19 protein-coding genes are annotated in these 16664 nt (G+C 58.2%); 8 read left to right on the forward strand and 11 right to left on the reverse strand.

Annotation, left to right across the window (positions count from 1 at the left end):
* Window positions 1-12 precede the first annotated feature (12 nt).
* Window positions 13-351: a P-II family nitrogen regulator gene (locus ACR0D6_RS09615; RefSeq protein ID WP_170653688.1), complete on the reverse strand. Its 339-nt coding sequence runs from the start codon at window positions 349-351 to the stop codon at window positions 13-15.
* A 259-nt stretch (window positions 352-610) separates the two neighbouring features.
* Here ACR0D6_RS09615 and ACR0D6_RS09620 point away from each other — a divergent pair, with 259 nt between their 5' ends.
* Both ACR0D6_RS09620 and ACR0D6_RS09625 read left to right on the forward strand, forming a co-directional pair.
* Window positions 611-2803, forward strand: coding sequence for a transglycosylase domain-containing protein (locus tag ACR0D6_RS09620; RefSeq protein ID WP_480765349.1), 2193 nt, complete (start codon window positions 611-613; stop codon window positions 2801-2803).
* Window positions 2804-3006: 203 nt separating this feature from the next.
* On the forward strand, window positions 3007-3816 hold the full coding sequence (locus ACR0D6_RS09625; RefSeq protein WP_480450794.1) for a hypothetical protein: 810 nt from the start codon (window positions 3007-3009) through the stop codon (window positions 3814-3816).
* 60 nt (window positions 3817-3876) lie between these two features.
* Here ACR0D6_RS09625 and leuB read toward each other — a convergent pair whose 3' ends face one another.
* Complete coding sequence (leuB, locus tag ACR0D6_RS09630) at window positions 3877-4980, reverse strand: 3-isopropylmalate dehydrogenase (protein ID WP_170653692.1); 1104 nt, start codon at window positions 4978-4980, stop codon at window positions 3877-3879.
* A gap of 91 nt (window positions 4981-5071) precedes the next feature.
* Between leuB and ACR0D6_RS09635 the strand changes: the two genes are divergently transcribed.
* Complete coding sequence (locus ACR0D6_RS09635; RefSeq protein WP_480450790.1) at window positions 5072-5599, forward strand: redoxin domain-containing protein; 528 nt, start codon at window positions 5072-5074, stop codon at window positions 5597-5599.
* Window positions 5600-5605: 6 nt separating this feature from the next.
* On the opposite strand, the gene ACR0D6_RS09640 is transcribed toward ACR0D6_RS09635, so the two are convergent.
* Entirely contained in the window at window positions 5606-6499 is an 894-nt protein-coding gene (locus tag ACR0D6_RS09640; protein WP_480765350.1) for a LysR family transcriptional regulator, read from the reverse strand.
* Window positions 6500-6587: 88 nt separating this feature from the next.
* Between ACR0D6_RS09640 and ACR0D6_RS09645 the strand changes: the two genes are divergently transcribed.
* The gene (locus ACR0D6_RS09645) at window positions 6588-7496 is read left to right on the forward strand and encodes a Rossmann-fold NAD(P)-binding domain-containing protein (protein WP_480765351.1); all 909 of its coding nucleotides are present in this window, start codon (window positions 6588-6590) and stop codon (window positions 7494-7496) included.
* Here ACR0D6_RS09645 and ACR0D6_RS09650 read toward each other — a convergent pair.
* From ACR0D6_RS09650 to ACR0D6_RS09675, 6 genes are all read right to left on the reverse strand, one after another.
* Window positions 7449-8462: an endonuclease/exonuclease/phosphatase family protein gene (locus ACR0D6_RS09650; RefSeq protein ID WP_480765352.1), complete on the reverse strand. Its 1014-nt coding sequence runs from the start codon at window positions 8460-8462 to the stop codon at window positions 7449-7451. The two genes, ACR0D6_RS09645 and ACR0D6_RS09650, sit on opposite strands and share 48 nt — an antisense overlap.
* Window positions 8459-9289, reverse strand: coding sequence for a hypothetical protein (locus ACR0D6_RS09655; RefSeq protein ID WP_170653703.1), 831 nt, complete (start codon window positions 9287-9289; stop codon window positions 8459-8461). Before ACR0D6_RS09655 ends, ACR0D6_RS09650 begins: the two co-directional genes overlap by 4 nt.
* Window positions 9290-9607: 318 nt before the next feature.
* Window positions 9608-10213, reverse strand: a complete 606-nt coding sequence (gene leuD, locus ACR0D6_RS09660) for a 3-isopropylmalate dehydratase small subunit (RefSeq protein WP_480765353.1) — start codon at window positions 10211-10213, stop codon at window positions 9608-9610.
* Between the two features lie 42 nt (window positions 10214-10255).
* Window positions 10256-10807: a DUF308 domain-containing protein gene (locus ACR0D6_RS09665; protein WP_170653707.1), complete on the reverse strand. Its 552-nt coding sequence runs from the start codon at window positions 10805-10807 to the stop codon at window positions 10256-10258.
* Window positions 10808-10845: 38 nt separating this feature from the next.
* Window positions 10846-12249, reverse strand: a complete 1404-nt coding sequence (gene leuC, locus ACR0D6_RS09670; RefSeq protein WP_170653709.1) for a 3-isopropylmalate dehydratase large subunit — start codon at window positions 12247-12249, stop codon at window positions 10846-10848.
* Between the two features lie 54 nt (window positions 12250-12303).
* The gene (locus tag ACR0D6_RS09675; protein ID WP_170653711.1) at window positions 12304-12402 is read right to left on the reverse strand and encodes an isopropylmalate isomerase; all 99 of its coding nucleotides are present in this window, start codon (window positions 12400-12402) and stop codon (window positions 12304-12306) included.
* A 231-nt stretch (window positions 12403-12633) separates the two neighbouring features.
* Between ACR0D6_RS09675 and rsfS the strand changes: the two genes are divergently transcribed.
* Genes rsfS through ACR0D6_RS09690 form a run of 3 tightly spaced genes read left to right on the forward strand, consistent with a single transcriptional unit; the run spans window position 12634 to window position 13995 of the window.
* Entirely contained in the window at window positions 12634-12993 is a 360-nt protein-coding gene (gene rsfS, locus ACR0D6_RS09680; protein WP_058276550.1) for a ribosome silencing factor, read from the forward strand.
* 44 nt (window positions 12994-13037) lie between these two features.
* The gene (gene rlmH, locus ACR0D6_RS09685) at window positions 13038-13508 is read left to right on the forward strand and encodes a 23S rRNA (pseudouridine(1915)-N(3))-methyltransferase RlmH (protein ID WP_480765354.1); all 471 of its coding nucleotides are present in this window, start codon (window positions 13038-13040) and stop codon (window positions 13506-13508) included.
* Window position 13509: 1 nt separating this feature from the next.
* The gene (locus ACR0D6_RS09690) at window positions 13510-13995 is read left to right on the forward strand and encodes an NAD(P)H-dependent oxidoreductase (RefSeq protein WP_170653716.1); all 486 of its coding nucleotides are present in this window, start codon (window positions 13510-13512) and stop codon (window positions 13993-13995) included.
* A gap of 6 nt (window positions 13996-14001) precedes the next feature.
* On the opposite strand, the gene ACR0D6_RS09695 is transcribed toward ACR0D6_RS09690, so the two are convergent.
* On the reverse strand, window positions 14002-14349 hold the full coding sequence (locus ACR0D6_RS09695) for a hypothetical protein (RefSeq protein WP_480765355.1): 348 nt from the start codon (window positions 14347-14349) through the stop codon (window positions 14002-14004).
* A gap of 35 nt (window positions 14350-14384) precedes the next feature.
* A complete protein-coding gene (locus tag ACR0D6_RS09700; RefSeq protein ID WP_480450777.1) occupies window positions 14385-15095 on the reverse strand; it encodes a DUF599 domain-containing protein in 711 nt (236 codons plus the stop codon).
* A gap of 80 nt (window positions 15096-15175) precedes the next feature.
* Here ACR0D6_RS09700 and ACR0D6_RS09705 point away from each other — a divergent pair, with 80 nt between their 5' ends.
* On the forward strand, window positions 15176-16627 hold the full coding sequence (locus ACR0D6_RS09705) for an FAD-linked oxidase C-terminal domain-containing protein (protein WP_480765356.1): 1452 nt from the start codon (window positions 15176-15178) through the stop codon (window positions 16625-16627).
* Window positions 16628-16664: the final 37 nt, after the last annotated feature.

Consider the following 16664-nt stretch of genomic DNA (forward strand, 5'->3'; position numbering starts at 1 on the left):
AATGGGGGCGCCTTACAGCGCCTCTTCGTTCGTTTCCCCGGTCCGCACGCGCAGGGCCTGCTCGACATCGAGGACGAAAACCTTGCCGTCGCCGATCTTGCCGGTTTTGGCGGTTTTGGTGATGGTTTCGACGATCTGGTCGGTCATCGCGGCGGGCACGACGATTTCCAGCTTGATCTTGGGCACGAAATTCACGGCGTATTCAGCACCCCGGTAAATTTCTGTGTGGCCCGACTGTGAGCCGAAGCCCTTAATTTCGGTCACCATCATGCCGCGCACGCCTGCTTCGGTCAGCGCTTCGCGTACCTCTTCCAGCTTGAATGGTTTGATTGTCGCAATGATCAGCTTCACGTCTTTCCCCTCTGCTTTCCGGGCAGGCCGGTTATTTTGCACCTGCAGAAAAAGAGCGCGGCTGACGCGTCAATGAAACGGGTTGGAGAGAGTCACGCAGGGGAAAATCCCACTAGTTTGCACAATTTTTGCACAAATAGGCGGTATTGCCTAAAATTAAGGCAAAGAAATGAGGGGAAATACCGGAATTTCACACCTCAACATGTACGGCGTGCCGGGGTATGGTGCGCCAAAAGCAAAGAACGGGCAGAGTTTGAGCATGGCTGAGTCCAAACGCCGCAAGCCGCGACTGGTCGCGGAGAAAAGATACCCGTCGGCGGGCGGAAAGAAGACGTCTGCCAAACGCAGCAGCAAACCTGCGGGAAAGAAGGCGGCGCCCAAAAAGTCCGCGACTACCCGGAAAGCGGCCCGCAAAACTACTCGTCGTAAATCCGGAGGCGGCGGCATCGGAGGGTTCTTCCGCCGCATTTTCCGTTGGATATTCCGCTTGATCTGGGGGCTGACGTGGCGCATCGGTGCCATCGCAGCGTTGTTGCTCGCTCTGGCGGTGGGGCTGGTTTATACGACACTACCCGAGGCCGACACCTTGCTGGACGGTCGCGCGCGCGGATCGGTGACGTTGCTTGACCGGGAAGGGAACGTTTTTGCGTGGCGCGGTGATCAGTTTGGCGGTGTCATCACGGCGGATACTGTTTCGAAACACCTGAAGAATGCGGTGATCGCGACCGAGGATAAGCGGTTCTACCGTCATTTCGGCGTTAGCCCCCGCGGTGTCGCCAGCGCCGTCCGCATTAACCTGAGCGAGGGGCGCGGCCCGTTATCCGGTCACGGTGGTTCGACTATTACACAGCAAACCGCAAAACTGCTGTGTCTGGGCGTTCCCTACGTTCCCGGTGAATGGGAATCCGAGGCGGCATACGAATCCGACTGTCGCCAGGGATCGCTGTGGCGCAAGGCCAAGGAAGCGGTCTATGCGATGGCGATGGAGGTCAAGTATTCCAAGGATCAGATCCTGACGATCTATCTGAACCGTGCGTTCCTAGGCGCTGGCGCCCGTGGCTTCGAAGCTGCCAGTCAGCGCTATTTCGGCAAGTCGGCTGCCGAGGTGAACCCTTCGGAGGCGGCGATGCTGGCGGGGCTTTTGGTGGCCCCCACGCGATACGCGCCCACCAATAACCTGCAACGATCTCAGGACCGGGCGAATCTTGTTATCGGATTGATGGAAGATCAGGGCTATCTGTCCACGGCGCAGGCCGGTACTGCGCGCAGCAATCCTGCTGAATTGTCTGAGGCGGCGGCTGCACGGGCGGGCGGCTATTTTGCCGATTGGGTCATGGCCAGCGGGCCCGAGTTCTTTACGCGCAACACGACCGAAGATGTGGTTATCCGGACAACTCTGGATCAACAGATGCAGCAGGCGGCCGAAGAGGCCCTGCAATTCGTGTTCCAGGAAAAGGTCAGTCCGGGCTCCAAGGCACAGGCGGCCATCGTGGTGATGTCCGCAGATGGCGCCGTTCGTGCCATGGTTGGTGGGCGCAAGACCCGCGTATCAGGTGCGTTCAACCGGGCAACGCAGGCTTTGCGGCAGACCGGGTCCGCATTCAAGCCATTTGTATATGCCACGGCGTTGGAACTTGGATACTCACCGCTCGATACGGTGGTGGATGAGCCTTACTGCATCAACATCCCCGGTTCGGGTCAGTGGTGCCCAAAGAACTATACCAACAAATACTATGGCCGCGTTACTCTGGCCGACGCATTGAAAAACTCGCTGAACATACCGGCAGTGAAAGTTGCCGAGGCGGCAGGGCTCGACAATGTGCGCACCGTTGCCAGCGAATTTGGTATCGACAGCGATCTGGCGGCCGGTCCAGCCCTGGCGCTGGGCGCGTCCGAAAGCACGCTGATCGAAATGACAGGCGCCTATGCGGGCATTCTCAACGGCGGGTCGTCGGTGGAACCCTATGGGTTGACCGAACTCAAGCTGTTGGGGGACGTGGATCCGGTTATGGTAACGACCTCGGGCATTGGTGAGCGTGTCATTCGCGAGGACGCCGCAAGGCAGCTGACCTGGATGATGGAGCGTGTCGTGTCGCAGGGGACAGGCAGCCGTGCGGCGTTGCCCGGCTGGCAGGTGGCGGGTAAGACCGGCACAACGCAGGCGGCACGTGATGCGTGGTTCATCGGTTTTACCGCCGATTACGTTGCCGGTGTCTGGATGGGATATGATGACAACACGCCACTATCCGGTGTGACCGGCGGTGGTCTGCCCGCTGAGATCTGGCGCGAGACCATGATCCGCATTACCGAAGGCATGACACCAACCCCGTTGCCTGCGCAGGCACCCGAACCCCCGGTAAAGACGGCACAGCCGCGCCAGCAGAAGAAAGGCGGCGGTGGGTTTGGCAGGGCCGTGGACAATCTGTTGCGGGACATCTTCGGTCGCAACTGAACGTATTGATTTGCTGTAAAACAACACGGTCGGGTTTGTTTTGACCCAACGTAAGTGAATCGTGGATACGTCATCCGAAGAATGTTATGAATGTCAGAATATATTGATTTGGCGCAGTTCATGGCCCTTTGGCCGGATTCCGATTTTGCGGTCCGATGCGGGAACTGCCAACCGCTTTTGAAGCAAGGCTTGAGGGGGGAACAATGAAATTTGTGTCAAACCGCATCTGGAGTTCGGTCGTTGCCGGTATTCTTGCTGTCACCTTGGGTAATACGGCACAGGCGCAGGCCCTGACACGTTCAGACGCTGAAGACGAAGGCTGGCGTCATTCAATCACGCCCTATCTGTTCCTGCCGCTTACCACAAAAGGCACGTCAACGGTCAGCGGAGTCACCACGGAACTGGATCTGAGCCTGAGCGATATTCTGGATGCGCTCGATGGTGCACTGTCCCTGCGATATGAAGGCTGGAACGGCGATTGGGGCATAATTTCCGAACTCTACTACGTCCGGCTTGGCGGGGATGGCGAACTGCCCGTGCCAAATGTGGGGGTGAATGTGGATGTGCGGCAGGCCTATCTCAGTCTGCAGGGCGCGTACAGATTTGCCCATGGGGTGAACTCATCCGGTCGGCGGTATGCAGTTGATGCTACGGCTGGTATCCGAATGAACCGGCTGAAGCAGGAAATCGACCTGACCGGACCCGGGCCCGGCAGAACATTCGGTGGGACAGAGGAATGGGTCGAGCCCATGATCGGGCTGCGCTATGCAACCGAGCTAAATGATGACTGGGCATTTGCCGCCCGCGCAGAGCTGAGTGGCTTTGGTGTCAACGGCGACGATCTTCAATATCTGGTGCTGGCCGGTTTTGACTGGCAGGCGTGGAAAAAGACGTCTGTCAGGTTTGGATATCAGTTCTACGGGATCGATTATTCGACCAATGCCGATACAGGTCCGTTTGCCTATAACCTGGATCAGAACGGTTTGTACGCGGCGATATCGTTCAGCTTTTGACGGCAAACGAATGACCGCGCCAGATAGGGGACCGGCGGCAGAGGCCGCCGGTCAGTTCGTTCAGAGGCTTTCGTCAAGTGCCGCCAGAATCGCGTCGCCCATTTCGGTGGTCGAAACAGGGGTAACGCCTTCATCAGCCAGCAGATCGCCGGTGCGTACACCATCCGCCAGAACTTTCTCGATTGCTGCTTCCAGACGGTCCGCCTCGGCGCCCTGATCAAAGCTGTAGCGCAGAGCCATGGCGAAACTGAGGATACAGGCGATCGGGTTGGCCTTGCCCTGACCCGCGATGTCCGGTGCCGAGCCGTGTACGGGTTCGTACATCGCCTTGGGGCGGCCATTGGCCATCGGAGCACCCAGGGATGCCGACGGCAGCATACCCAGCGAGCCGGTAAGCATTGCGGCACAGTCCGACAGGATATCGCCAAACAGGTTATCGGTGACGATCACGTCGAACTGTTTGGGCGCGCGCACCAGCTGCATCGCGCCATTGTCAGCGTACATGTGGGTCAGTTCGACCTCGGGGTAATCCTTGGCCACGCGGTCAACGACCTCGCGCCACAGGATGCCGGATTCCATGACGTTGGCCTTCTCCATCGAGCAGACCTTTTTGTTCCGACGCATGGCGAGTTCAAAGGCCGAGCGCGCGGCGCGTTCGATCTCGGATTCGGTATAGCGCTGGGTGTTGATGCCCACACGCTCGTTACCTTCCTCGAAGATTCCGCGCGGCTCGCCGAAATAGACACCCGAAGTCAGCTCGCGCACGATCATGATGTCGAGGCCGGCGACCACGTCCTTTTTAAGTGACGAGAAATCTGCCAGCGCGTCAAAACACTGGGCCGGGCGCAGGTTGGAATACAGGTCCATCTCCTTGCGCAGGCGCAGCAACCCTCGTTCGGGTTTCAGGCTGAAATCCAGATCGTCGTATTTCGGGCCACCCACGGCGCCCAGCAGGACGGCGTCCGCCTCCTGCGCCTTGGCCATGGTCTCGTCCGACAGCGGTTTGCCGTGTGCGTCGTAGGCCGCGCCGCCCACAAGATCCTCGCTCACGTCAAATTGAAGACCGCGATTGGAACCGAACCAATCGATGATTTTGCGCACTTCGGCCATAACTTCCGGGCCAATTCCGTCTCCGGGCAGGATGAGGAGCGAGGGGTTGGACATGAAGGGTCTCCTTGCGTTTCGTTGCAATCGCCCTAGCGTGTGCGCCGCAACGGGTCAATGAGACGATCCGGCCAAAACACGAGGAAAATACATGCTGATACCGGGAAATGCCGTCCCAGAACTGAAAATCGAGACATTGGCGCACGGAACCTTTGATCTGGACCGGGACAAGGGCGAAAACGGGACGCTGGTCATACAATACCGCGGTCTTCATTGTCCGATTTGTATCCGCCAGATGGGTGAGGTCGAGGCCGCGCTGGATGAGTTCGCCGAGCTGGGAATCGAAGTCATCATGCTGAGCACCGATTCTGAAGAGCGCGCGGCCGAGACGGTGGGTAAGGCCGGAACCGAACGTCTGCGCGTCGGGCACAGCCTGCCGCTGTCGGGTGCGCGTGACGACTGGGGGCTCTATCTGTCCAAAGGGCGCGAAGGCACCGCTGAGGCACCGTTCTTTGCCGAGCCAGGGCATTTCTATATTGCGCCTGATCGCAGCCTGTATTTCGCATGGACGCAATCGACCCCATTCGGGCGCCCGTCCATTGCTGACATCAAGGGTGGCATCAAATACGCGCTGGATAATCAATATCCGCCGCGCGGGACCTACACCGACGCTCTGTGACGGAACTCAGATGCTGGCCAGCAACCCGTTGGCCAGCAAATCCCAGACCCTGCGGATGCGCGGGGTCTGGCGCATTAACTGTGGTGCCGCCAGCCAGACCGGAAGCGGTGGAATGTGCAGATCCAATGGCAGGACCTCGATATCAGGGTCGGCCAGAGCCACGCGAAGTTGGCCGAATCCAATCCCGCACCCGGCCCGAATGAGTTGCCAATAGGCGCTTTGATTGTCGCAGCGCGTGGCAAAACTCTCTCGATCAGCCTCCCAGCCCAGTTGCCGCATGGTCGCAAGGATCAGATCATTCGCATCATATCCGACCAGATCGTGCTGCAGCAGATCTTCGGGGGATTGCGGTCTGCCAGCCCGGTCCAGATAGGAAACCGCGGCGCAGGTACAAAGCGGTACGTCGCCAATAAATCGGGTGACGATGTCCATCTGACGAGGGCGATACATCCGAACGGCAATGTCCGCTTCGCGGAACAAAAGGTTTTCACTGGTGTCTGACGGAACAAGCTCCAACTGGATCGCCGGTTCTTCCTGACGGATTCGGGCCAGAATGGGTGGCAACATGTGATGCGACGCAAAGACCGACGCCGTGATGCGAACCGACCCCTCAAGCTGCTGCGACTGTCCGGCAGCCGTCATCTCAAAACTGTTCATTGCCGTGCGCATCTGCTCGGCCATCGGCAATAGTTGAATGCCAGTATCGCTCAGCGTCAGTCCGCGGGCATGTCTTTCGAACAGGGTTACTCCCAAATCCGTTTCCAGAGATTGAATTTGACGACCCACCGTCGGCTGACTGCAGTGCAGCCGACGGGCCGCCGAGGACAAAGACCCGGTTTCTGCAACAGCCAAAAAGCTTTGAATCAAGGACCAGTCGGAAAGTTTCAGCGTGTTATTCATTCAGAAATGAATACATGATCTGCATTTGTGGGCAATATTCATATCATTTTGAATGGATAAATTGGGGCCAGACAACAGGAGAATCCCAATGAATCAGACAGTTCTTATTTTGGGTGCCAATGGAAGATTTGGCCGGAACGCAGCGACTCAGTTTGGCAAGGCAGGTTGGACGGTTCGGCGGTTTGACCGCAAGACGGATAACCTGATGCAGGCCGCTCAGGGTGCGGATGTCATCGTGAACGCCTGGAATCCTGCTTACCCGGATTGGGCCAGACTGGTTCAGAAACTGCACGCACAGGTCATTGAGGCTGCCAGCGCCGCCGGTTCAACGGTTCTTATTCCGGGCAATGTTTATGTCTTCGGGGCCGAGGCGTCCGGTCCGTGGTCCGGCGCGACGCCACATCTGGCGACCAATCCGTTGGGTCGGATCAGGGTCGAAATGGAAGAGGCCTATCGCGCCTCCAACGTGCGAACGATCATTCTGCGTGCGGGCGATTTCATCGACACTCGGGCCTCGGGTAACTGGTTTGACCAGATTCTGGTCAAATCTTTACACCGCGGGCGGTTTGTCTATCCGGGGAACCCGGACATTCCTCATGCGTGGGCCTTTTTGCCGGATCTGGCCCGCGCGGCGGTAATGCTCTGCGAACTGAGGGGAGAGTTGCCCCGGTTCGCGGATGTCCCGTTTGAAGGATACACTCTGACAGGCCATCAGATGGCCGACGCCTTGTCGAGGATTGCCCAGCAGGATGTAACGCTCAGGCCTATGAACTGGCTGCCCGTTCGTTTGTCACGACCGTTCTGGCGTCTGGCACCGCATTTGCTGGAGATGCGTTACCTCTGGGATACGCCGCATCAATTGGATGGATCGTATTTTGCCGATCTGGTCGGAGAGTTCAGGCATACTGCTGTCGACGAGGCGCTCCGCCAGGCAATTCCCGCCGAGTTTTCAAGGCGCGAGGTCGACCCAGACCAGCCGGTGGCGGCTGGCGCCTGAGGCGGCCTGCCGCGTGTCAGTACCCGCCTCGGGCCAATGGATACCGGCATCGACAACGTCCCAATCCTGCGAGGGCAGCACGTAGTCGACCCGCAACTCGCCAACGTTTCGCCAGGCAACGGTCGGGCCGCTGTCCGATAGCGGGTCCTGTAGCCGGGGGTCGGACAGCAAGCCTCGGATCGCCTGTTTCCGGCCTTCACCAAGCACAGGGTCCTGATTTGCGTCTCCGGAGATTACGAAACGGGTCTGGGGCGCTGGTCCGAACGCGCCCCCGAGGTAATGCGTCCAGAACCGGATTTCGTCATGATTTCGCAATCCATTCCTGTCTTCGTCGCCGTCAAAGACCGGCGGGCTGGCGTGAAAGGTCAGCACGTGCACCCGGCCTCCGGGCGCATCTATCGGAACCACCCAATGCGCGGTTGAAGACAGCCGCTGTATCGTTAGCGCTTCGCGTGACGGAAAGGGCTGCCCATCTTTTTTAGGGATTTGGGCGTCAGGCAGATCCCGCCACAACAGGGTTGAAAAATCCCGCACCTCTTCGGTGGCAATCGGAAAGCGCGACAGAACGGCCAGCCCACCCTGACCGGTAAAGCGACCCCAGCCCTGAGCGTCGCCGGGACCGTAAAGCTTTCCGTCGCCGTTCAGATCAAGGTCGGTTTCCTGTCCCGAATTGGGTTGTCCGGAAAAACTGTGGGGATAGTCCACCCCGGCCTGCTTCAGCCGGTCCAGAAGGGCGGTAAGCGCCAATCCGTCACGATCCCAGTCGATGCCCTGCAGTGTCAAAACGTCTGGTGAAACGGCGGCAATCACAGCAACGACGCTTTGAACCTGATCCTCACCCCGCCGGATATCCCGCAGCATGAGGCCCGGACCGTCCCGGCTGAGTTCCGTGTTGAAGGTTGCAATCCGCAGGGTTTCTGCCTGTGCCGAAAACGGCAGCAGAAAAATCAGCAGAATTCGGATCATGCAGTCTGGGCAGCCTCGGACGTCGAATAGGCGCGGCGCTTTTCTACGATTAGCCCCGCGATCCGCAGCATGGCCATTCCGCGCATGATCATGCTGGCTGGAAGAAATGCCCAGGCGCTCATCGTCCAGATTATGGTTTGCGGGTTGCTGAGCGAGATCGGATTGACAAAATCGGTGGTCAGTTTGACCAGCGCAGGGATCACAAACGGAAGCAAGATGCCGACAGAGATGTTGAGGCGGCCATCGCGTTGCAGGCGGGTGACAACATCGCCACCTTTGGTCGGATCGAACAGCGGCAGATTGATCCAGACATTGAATGCGCCGTTGCCGGTCGGCCAGCCCCGCACGCGGACTGCATACGCAAAGCTTGCCACTGTCACCAGCGCGGCGACATAAGCAATTCCCGCCGCCATACGCACAAGGTCAACCAACGGCTGAGCGGCTTCCGGAGGCAACATGAGTACCACAAGGCGCACCGGTGAATAGGGGAAATCCACCACGTTGGCGACCGCCATGCCGATGCCGTAGAACATTTCGGTCATCGGAGTTGGTGTATAGGCGTTTTTGCAGATCAGGGTCAGGAAGGTGACCATCGACATCAGGCCGACGAAACGAAGGCGGTTAACCGGTGGCGCGTCGCGGAATTCGATAAAGCTCGGGAAGGCTGAATTGTATTCGGCAAAAGTCAGGATGAACGCCAGGATTGCCAGAAAGACAACAATCTCGGTCGCGTTTGACGTCGAAACTGGCAGGTATAACGCAGGTGTCAGCACAAGAAGTGCAACAAGCAATCCACGTAATGCCGCCCCTGTTGTGCGTGCTATCACTATCCGAACCCTTTCAAACCGGAGTGGCCGATTCTATGTCGGTCCCTAATCCAACTTGTGCCCGTCGTTTGTTATTTTGACGGGTGCCCCCACGAAGAACATTTGTGACTTCATTGGGCACTCAGCTCAAGCCAAGGGGCAGAAAACACGGTGTTTCGGGCAAAATGATGGCGAAACTGGTGCGGCTTTGCATCATTGTTGACGCAAATCCGGCGTGTATTACAAGGCAAGCTCTACATGTTGTGGTTGCCGGGGTTTCTACCCCTAAAATGAGAGCGGGGCCGCCAAGGCGACCCCGTTAGGTTGCGCAGAATGGAATCAGACCCAGGGCCGTGCCTGCGTTGCGTGCGATTCGAACGCGTCGATGTGATGATCCTTTTCCATCGTCAGGCCGATGTCATCCAAACCGTTCAGCAAACAGTGTTTGCGGTGTGCATCGACCTCGAACTTGATGACGACGCCGTCAGAGGTGGTGATTACCTGATCTTCCAGATGCACGGTCATACGGGCGTTTTCGCCCTTGTGTGCATCATCCATCAGGATCGCGTGATGCTCTTCTTCCACTACGATTGGCAGGATGCCGTTCTTGAAGCAGTTGTTGAAAAAGATGTCGGCAAAGCTGGTCGAGATCACAACCTTGATGCCGAAATCCTTGATCGCCCAGGGCGCGTGTTCGCGCGACGAGCCGCAGCCGAAATTGTCGCCCGCCACCAGAATTTCGGTGTTGCGATAGGCGGGTTTGTTCAGGACGAACTCTTCGTTTTCACCGCCATGGTCATGATAGCGCATTTCATCAAACAGCACGACGCCAAGTCCGGACCGCTTGATTGTTTTCAGGTGGACCTTGGGGATGATCATATCGGTGTCGATATTGATCAAAGGCATTGGGGCGGCCACCCCGTGGATTTTTTCAAACTTTTCCATGTTCACACTCCTGCGGGAGAGGGCCGCGCCCATGCCCCGCGTTTAAGCTTCTTTCGCTTCTGTCGTTTCGTTAGGCGCGCTTTTGACAAAGAGCGCCATGAAGACCAATCCAAACCCGTTGAACAACATCTCGATGCCCAGCAGAACTCCCAGCAACCGCAGCAGAACGGATGGTTCCGCGCTGGCATAAGACCAGAGGATACCCGCAAGGATGATCGACAAGATGCCCGAGATGAGCGTCGGCCAGTAGAACTGTGTTCCGCGCATCTGAAATGAGAGGAAAATTCGTGCGATGCCGCCTGCCATGAACAGGATCAACACCACAGTGGCCAACGTCAGCGTACCTTCCAGCGGATTGTCTAGGAACGACCATCCGAGAAACAGCATTACGGCACCCATGATGAAGGACAGGATTTTGTTGCCCGCACCTTCCACGGTAAACCCGCCAACGACCTGTAGGGCGCCAGACACCAGCAGCAATGCGCCTGCAACCAATGTCACGGCAATCGATGCCACATATGGGGCGCCCAGCACAACGATGCCGAACACAATCGACAAAAGCCCCAGAAGAAGCCATTTGACCCAGTCACTCATTTCAGTCTCTCCCTCAAAAATTCAACTATGAGGGCAGCTTACATCAATTCACGCACGTCTGTCAGCCGTCCTGTGATTGCCGCAGCGGCAGCCATCGCAGGGCTCAGCAGATGGGTACGTCCGCCTCGGCCCTGACGGCCTTCGAAGTTGCGGTTCGAGGTGGCGGCGCAGCGCTCGCCCGGTTGCAGCTGGTCGGGGTTCATCGCCAGGCACATCGAGCATCCCGCCAGACGCCATTCGAAACCGGCCTCTTTGAAGATGTCTGCCAGACCCTCTTCCTCGGCCTGAGCACGTACCAGACCCGAACCGGGCACGACCATGGCGCGCATGCCTTCCTTGATCTTCTTACCCTTCAGAATCTCGGCGGCGGCGCGCAGGTCTTCGATGCGGCCATTGGTGCACGAGCCGATAAAGACGGTATCGACCTCGACATCGCTGAGCTTTTGACCGGCCTTCAGCCCCATGTACTCGATTGAACGGCGGGCCGCGTCGACCTTGCCGCCTTCGAAATCTTCGGGGTTCGGTACGGTTGCCGTGATCGGCAGAACGTCCTCGGGGCTGGTACCCCATGTGACGACCGGAGCGATATCTTCACCACGCAGGGTGACGACCTTGTCGAAATGTGCGCCTTCGTCGGTGAAAAGCGTTTTCCACCAGTCCATCGCGGCTTCCCACTGGGCACCTTTCGGCGCGTGGGGGCGGCCTTTGACATATTCGAACGTGGTCTCGTCCGGTGCGATCAGACCCGCGCGGGCGCCGCCCTCGATGGCCATGTTGCAGACGGTCATGCGGCCTTCCATCGACAGATCACGGATCGCTTCGCCGCAATATTCGATGACATAGCCGGTGCCACCCGCGGTTCCGGTCTCGCCAATCACGGCCAGAGTGATGTCCTTGGCGGTCACGCCCGGCTGCAGTTTGCCGGTGATTTCCACCTTCATGTTCTTGGATTTCTTCTGGATCAGAGTCTGAGTGGCCAGAACATGCTCAACCTCGGACGTCCCGATACCATGCGCCAGCGCACCAAACGCGCCGTGGGTGGCGGTGTGGCTGTCGCCGCAGACAACGGTCATGCCGGGCAGGGTCCAGCCCTGTTCCGGGCCGACGATGTGCACGATGCCCTGACGGACGTCATGCACCGGATAGTAATGAATCCCGAAATCCTTGGCGTTCTTGTCCAATGCTTCGACCTGAATGCGCGATTCGGGGTTTTCGATCCCGTTCACACGGTCCGGCGTGGTCGGAACGTTATGGTCCGGCACGGCAATGGTTTTTTCCGGCGCGCGCACCTTGCGGCCTGCCATGCGCAGCCCTTCAAAGGCTTGCGGGCTGGTCACCTCGTGCACCAGATGGCGGTCTATATAGAGCAGGCAGGTGCCATCATCGGCTTCGTGCGCGACGTGGGCATCCCAGATCTTGTCATAGAGTGTTTTGGGGGACATCGGTCCTCTCCCATATGTATTGAGAATAGCTGGCGATCGTTGGCTGGACGCCGCTTATAGGCGGGCCAGAACCGTGCGGGCAGCCCCAAAGAACCGTTCGCGCAGGCGCGTACGGTCTTGCAGGTCGATATTCGGGGCCGTATGGGGTCTCATGCTGCTTCACATAAAGGTGTGAAGTGAGTCTATCAAGGTCTTGTACCGCCCATCGGTGCCTTTGAGGCACAATCGCGCGAGGCTGCCCTGTGCTTTCATTGAAATGTCACGGGGTGCTTGTTACCTTTGTAATACCCCGGCGCCGGGGATTTGCGGCGCGCAACCAAGGAGGACCATGTCCTGTCTCTACATACCCAGGCGGGTTTGCCCGCCGATGATCGGGCCAATGTGATGGCCCACTCTCAGTCAATCAGCGACAAGCTGCTTGAGCGCATCCTTTCCTCACTTTCCGATGACAAGGCCGAAGACGTCGTGCAGATCAACCTGCAGGGCAAGTCCTCGGTGGCGGATCACATGGTGATCGCATCGGGCCGGTCGACCCGTCAGGTCTCGGCCATGGCGGAAAAGCTGACGGATCGCATCAAGCAGGAATTCGGTTTCACCTCGAAGGTCGAAGGCAAGGATGCCGGCGACTGGGTGCTGATCGATACGGGCGACGTGATCGTCCATATCTTCCGCCCCGAAGTGCGTGAATTCTACCAGCTGGAAAAGATGTGGCTGCCTCAGGGCGGCAGCGCCTCGGCTAACTGAGGCGCCATCCCGGCCTGTATTGAAGGGCTGGAGGCGAGAGTAATATGCGTATCAGCATAGTTGCGGTCGGGCGATTGCGCGCCGGACCGGAGAAGACCCTGCTTGACGATTATATGACCCGATTTGACCGGACCGGCCGTGGCTTGGGCCTTGGGCCTGCGCGAGTGATCGAGGTTGAGGACAAGAAAAACGCAGGCATGGGGGCCGAGGGTGCGCTGCTTCGCAAAGCGCTTCCCAAAGGCGCTGTGATCTGCACGCTGGATGAGCGGGGGCGGGTGATGTCCTCGCCCGATTTCGCCGAGAGGTTGGGCGGCTGGCGCGATGCGGGTCGGCAGGATCTGGCGCTGATTATCGGCGGAGCCGATGGAATAGACCCTAATCTGCGGGCGGAGGCCGATTTTTCCATTTCCTTTGGCTCGATGGTCTGGCCGCACATGCTGGTTCGTGTGATGCTGGCCGAACAACTTTATCGGGCAGCAACGATCCTGTCGGGCGGCCCCTATCACCGGGTCTGACATGGCGCAGCTTTTGATCGTCTACCATTCGCGCACCGGCGGTGCCCGCCAGATGGCCGAAGCTGCCGCAGAGGCAGGGCGGGAAGAGGCAGAGGTGGTTCTGAAACCCGCCGATCTGGCCTGCCCTGAAGATTTGCTGAAAGCCGACGGTTACATCTTTTGCGCGCCCGAGAATCTGGCTGCGATTTCGGGTCTGATGAAAGAGTTTTTCGACCGCTGCTATTATCCGGTTCTGGGTCGCATCGAGGGGCGCCCCTATGCCCAGATGATCTGCGCAGGCTCAGACGGTGAGAATGCCGCCCGACAAACTGCACGGATTGCCACCGGCTGGCGGCTAAAAGAGGTGCAGCCCCCCCTGATCATCTGTACCCACGCGCAAACGCCCGATCAAATCCTTGCGGAAAAGGTCATCCCGAACGACCAGCTAGAACAATGCCGCGAGATCGGGCTGGCCATGGCCGCCGGTCTGAGCATGGGGCTTTTCTGAGGATTTTCAGGGTAGATCCACAACATAGGTGGCCTCGGCCCAGCCATCGACATTGCATCTGGCCTGAATCTGCACCTGTTTCATATCCGATGGAATAGAAACGCCGCCAAGGGATCGGGTGAACGGCTGTTCCTGTTCATGCGGGTGGTGAAGGACGCGCAATCCCAATTCATTGCCCTGCATATCCAGGACACGCCAGCCATCGGCATAGTGATCCCAACCGGTATCCGGATGGGAAACGGTGACGTCAAAGCGCCATGTATCGCCAGAGCCTTGGGCGGCGACGTTTTCAATCACAGGCGAATCGGCAAATGCCGGTGAGGCCAGAAGGGCAAGTAAAGCAACGCATCTCATGCGGCGAGAATAGATGTGATTGCAATCCATTGCGTTCACGACTCCGTGTCAGGGGGTAGGGTCAGCAATACTGACCGCGAGTGCGAGGCGAATTCGCGCCGATAGAGTACGCCAAATGTGACAAGCGTTCCAAGGATCAGGGCGATCGGACCAATGATCCAGGCCACAGACGCCAGCGCGAAATAGGTGGTTCGCAACGCCCTGTTAAAGCTACGAGCGGCGGTGACGCAGATTTCAGCGGCCTGTGCGGCGCGTGGATAGGCTTTGGCGTCTTCGGGGTCATTGGGCACCGCTGCCATCAGCACGGCGCAATATCCGAACAGCCGGTGGGCCCAGACGTATTTCAGAAAGGCGTTGGACAGAAACAACAGGACAACCAGTATTTTGATTTCCCAGACCAGTGCGGGCTCACTGCCGATTGCCAGATCGCTTGCCACGCCCGCAAGGCGCTCGGTATTGCCCAACAGTGCGATGCCGCCGCCGATTGCAATCATCGAGGTGGATGCGAAGAACGTGCTGCCCTGACGCATGTTTCCAACAAGCTGCGCATCAAACATCCGCGGTTGCCGGGTCACCATTTCCTTCATCCACCCACGCCGGAAGTCATCCATCATCGTGGCAACAGAGAGCTTTTGCGGAGACGGGTTTTCGATTTTCCAACCGATTAACTGCCATGCAAGGATCAGCAGAAGGATGGCCAGATAATCAAGAGGAGAGAACAAGAGGGCGCGGTCGATCCATGTCATGGTTGAGACACTAAGCCGTGCCGGATGAACTTGCCATATCCTGTAATTGGTAATATTATCTTACCAAAAGGGGATCAGCCATGCAAATGCCAAGCCCGGATCCGCGCGTTCTGTCGCGCAAGGCCAGAATCCTTGCGCGATTGCTTCAGGTTCTGCCGCGGGATGCGGTGATCGATGACGAATCTGAAACCCGCGCTTACGAGTGCGACGCGCTAACCGCCTATAAATGCCCGCCAATGCTTGCGGTTCTTCCATCCACGACGCGGGAAGTTTCCGAGGTATTGCGCATTTGCCATGACGAAGGTGTTCCGGTTGTTCCACGCGGCGCAGGTACATCGCTTGCCGGGGGCGCGCTTCCGACGGCGGACTGTGTCATTCTTGGCGTAGCACGGATGAACGACGTTCTTGAGGTCGACTATAACAACCGTTTTGTCCGCGTCCAATCAGGACGCACGAATCTGAGCGTTACCGGCGCGGTGGAAGAGGAAGAGTTCTTTTATGCACCCGACCCATCGTCCCAGTTGGCCTGTGCCATCGCCGGAAACATCGCGATGAACTCCGGCGGGGCGCATTGTCTGAAATATGGCGTAACGACCAACAACCTGCTCGGGGTCACGATGGTCATGATGGACGGAACGGTGGTTGAGATCGGCGGCGCCCATTCGGATGCAGGTGGGCTGGATCTGCTGGGTGTTATTTGCGGCTCCGAGGGGCAATTGGGCGTGGTGACCGAAGCCACACTGCGTATTCTGCGTAAACCCGAAAGTGCCCGGCCCGTTCTCATGGGGTTCGACGACAATCAGGTTGCGGGTCAATGCGTGTCTGACATCATAAAATCCGGCATCCTGCCTGTGGCGATCGAGTTCATGGACCGGCTGTGCATTCAGGCCTGCGAGAATTTCGCCCATGCGGGTTATCCCGATTGCGAGGCACTGTTGATTGTCGAGGTCGAAGGGTCCGAGGCCGAAATTGACGGACAGCTAACGAAGATCATCGAAATTGCAAAACGGCATAATCCGGTTGAACTGCGCGAAAGCCAGTCGGCCGAGGAAAGCGCAAAAATCTGGCTGGGGCGCAAATCGGCCTTTGGAGCCATGGGGCAGATCAACGACTACATGTGTCTGGATGGAACCATCCCGGTCTCGTCCCTGCCAGCAGTGCTGCGACGGATCAGCGAACTGAGTGAGGAGTATGGCCTGCCGGTGGGCAATGTATTCCACGCAGGGGATGGCAATATGCACCCATTGATCCTGTTCGATGCCAACAAGCCGGGAGACCTTGAGAAATGTGAGGCATTCGGCGCGGACATTCTGAAACTTTGCGTCGACGTTGGCGGTTGTCTGACAGGTGAACACGGCGTTGGTGTCGAAAAACGCGACCTAATGGAACATCAGTATTCACGTTCTGATCTTGAGGCGCAGATGGTCGTCAAGGATGTGTTCGATCCGGCCTGGTTGCTGAACCCCGCTAAGGTGTTTCCGCTGGAGGCCTCGCAGGCGCGCAGGGTCGGGCAGGTTGCGGCAGAGAAATGACGGCCGATCTCCCTCGGTATCAAAAAAGATGAGTTCA

This window comes from Ruegeria sp. BJ6, assembly GCF_056537885.1.

Coding starts and splice junctions, on each gene's coding strand:
- ACR0D6_RS09620 (WP_480765349.1), top strand. CDS start 611: ATGGCTGAGTCCAAACGCCGCAAGCCGCGACTGGTCGCGGAGAAAAGA.
- ACR0D6_RS09625 (WP_480450794.1), top strand. CDS start 3,007: ATGAAATTTGTGTCAAACCGCATCTGGAGTTCGGTCGTTGCCGGTATT.
- leuB (WP_170653692.1), bottom strand. CDS start 4,980: ATGTCCAACCCCTCGCTCCTCATCCTGCCCGGAGACGGAATTGGCCCG.
- ACR0D6_RS09635 (WP_480450790.1), top strand. CDS start 5,072: ATGCTGATACCGGGAAATGCCGTCCCAGAACTGAAAATCGAGACATTG.
- ACR0D6_RS09640 (WP_480765350.1), bottom strand. CDS start 6,499: ATGAATAACACGCTGAAACTTTCCGACTGGTCCTTGATTCAAAGCTTT.
- ACR0D6_RS09645 (WP_480765351.1), top strand. CDS start 6,588: ATGAATCAGACAGTTCTTATTTTGGGTGCCAATGGAAGATTTGGCCGG.
- ACR0D6_RS09650 (WP_480765352.1), bottom strand. CDS start 8,462: ATGATCCGAATTCTGCTGATTTTTCTGCTGCCGTTTTCGGCACAGGCA.
- leuD (WP_480765353.1), bottom strand. CDS start 10,213: ATGGAAAAGTTTGAAAAAATCCACGGGGTGGCCGCCCCAATGCCTTTG.
- ACR0D6_RS09665 (WP_170653707.1), bottom strand. CDS start 10,807: ATGAGTGACTGGGTCAAATGGCTTCTTCTGGGGCTTTTGTCGATTGTG.
- leuC (WP_170653709.1), bottom strand. CDS start 12,249: ATGTCCCCCAAAACACTCTATGACAAGATCTGGGATGCCCACGTCGCG.
- ACR0D6_RS09675 (WP_170653711.1), bottom strand. CDS start 12,402: ATGAGACCCCATACGGCCCCGAATATCGACCTGCAAGACCGTACGCGC.
- rsfS (WP_058276550.1), top strand. CDS start 12,634: ATGGCCCACTCTCAGTCAATCAGCGACAAGCTGCTTGAGCGCATCCTT.
- rlmH (WP_480765354.1), top strand. CDS start 13,038: ATGCGTATCAGCATAGTTGCGGTCGGGCGATTGCGCGCCGGACCGGAG.
- ACR0D6_RS09690 (WP_170653716.1), top strand. CDS start 13,510: ATGGCGCAGCTTTTGATCGTCTACCATTCGCGCACCGGCGGTGCCCGC.
- ACR0D6_RS09695 (WP_480765355.1), bottom strand. CDS start 14,349: ATGAGATGCGTTGCTTTACTTGCCCTTCTGGCCTCACCGGCATTTGCC.
- ACR0D6_RS09700 (WP_480450777.1), bottom strand. CDS start 15,095: ATGACATGGATCGACCGCGCCCTCTTGTTCTCTCCTCTTGATTATCTG.
- ACR0D6_RS09705 (WP_480765356.1), top strand. CDS start 15,176: ATGCAAATGCCAAGCCCGGATCCGCGCGTTCTGTCGCGCAAGGCCAGA.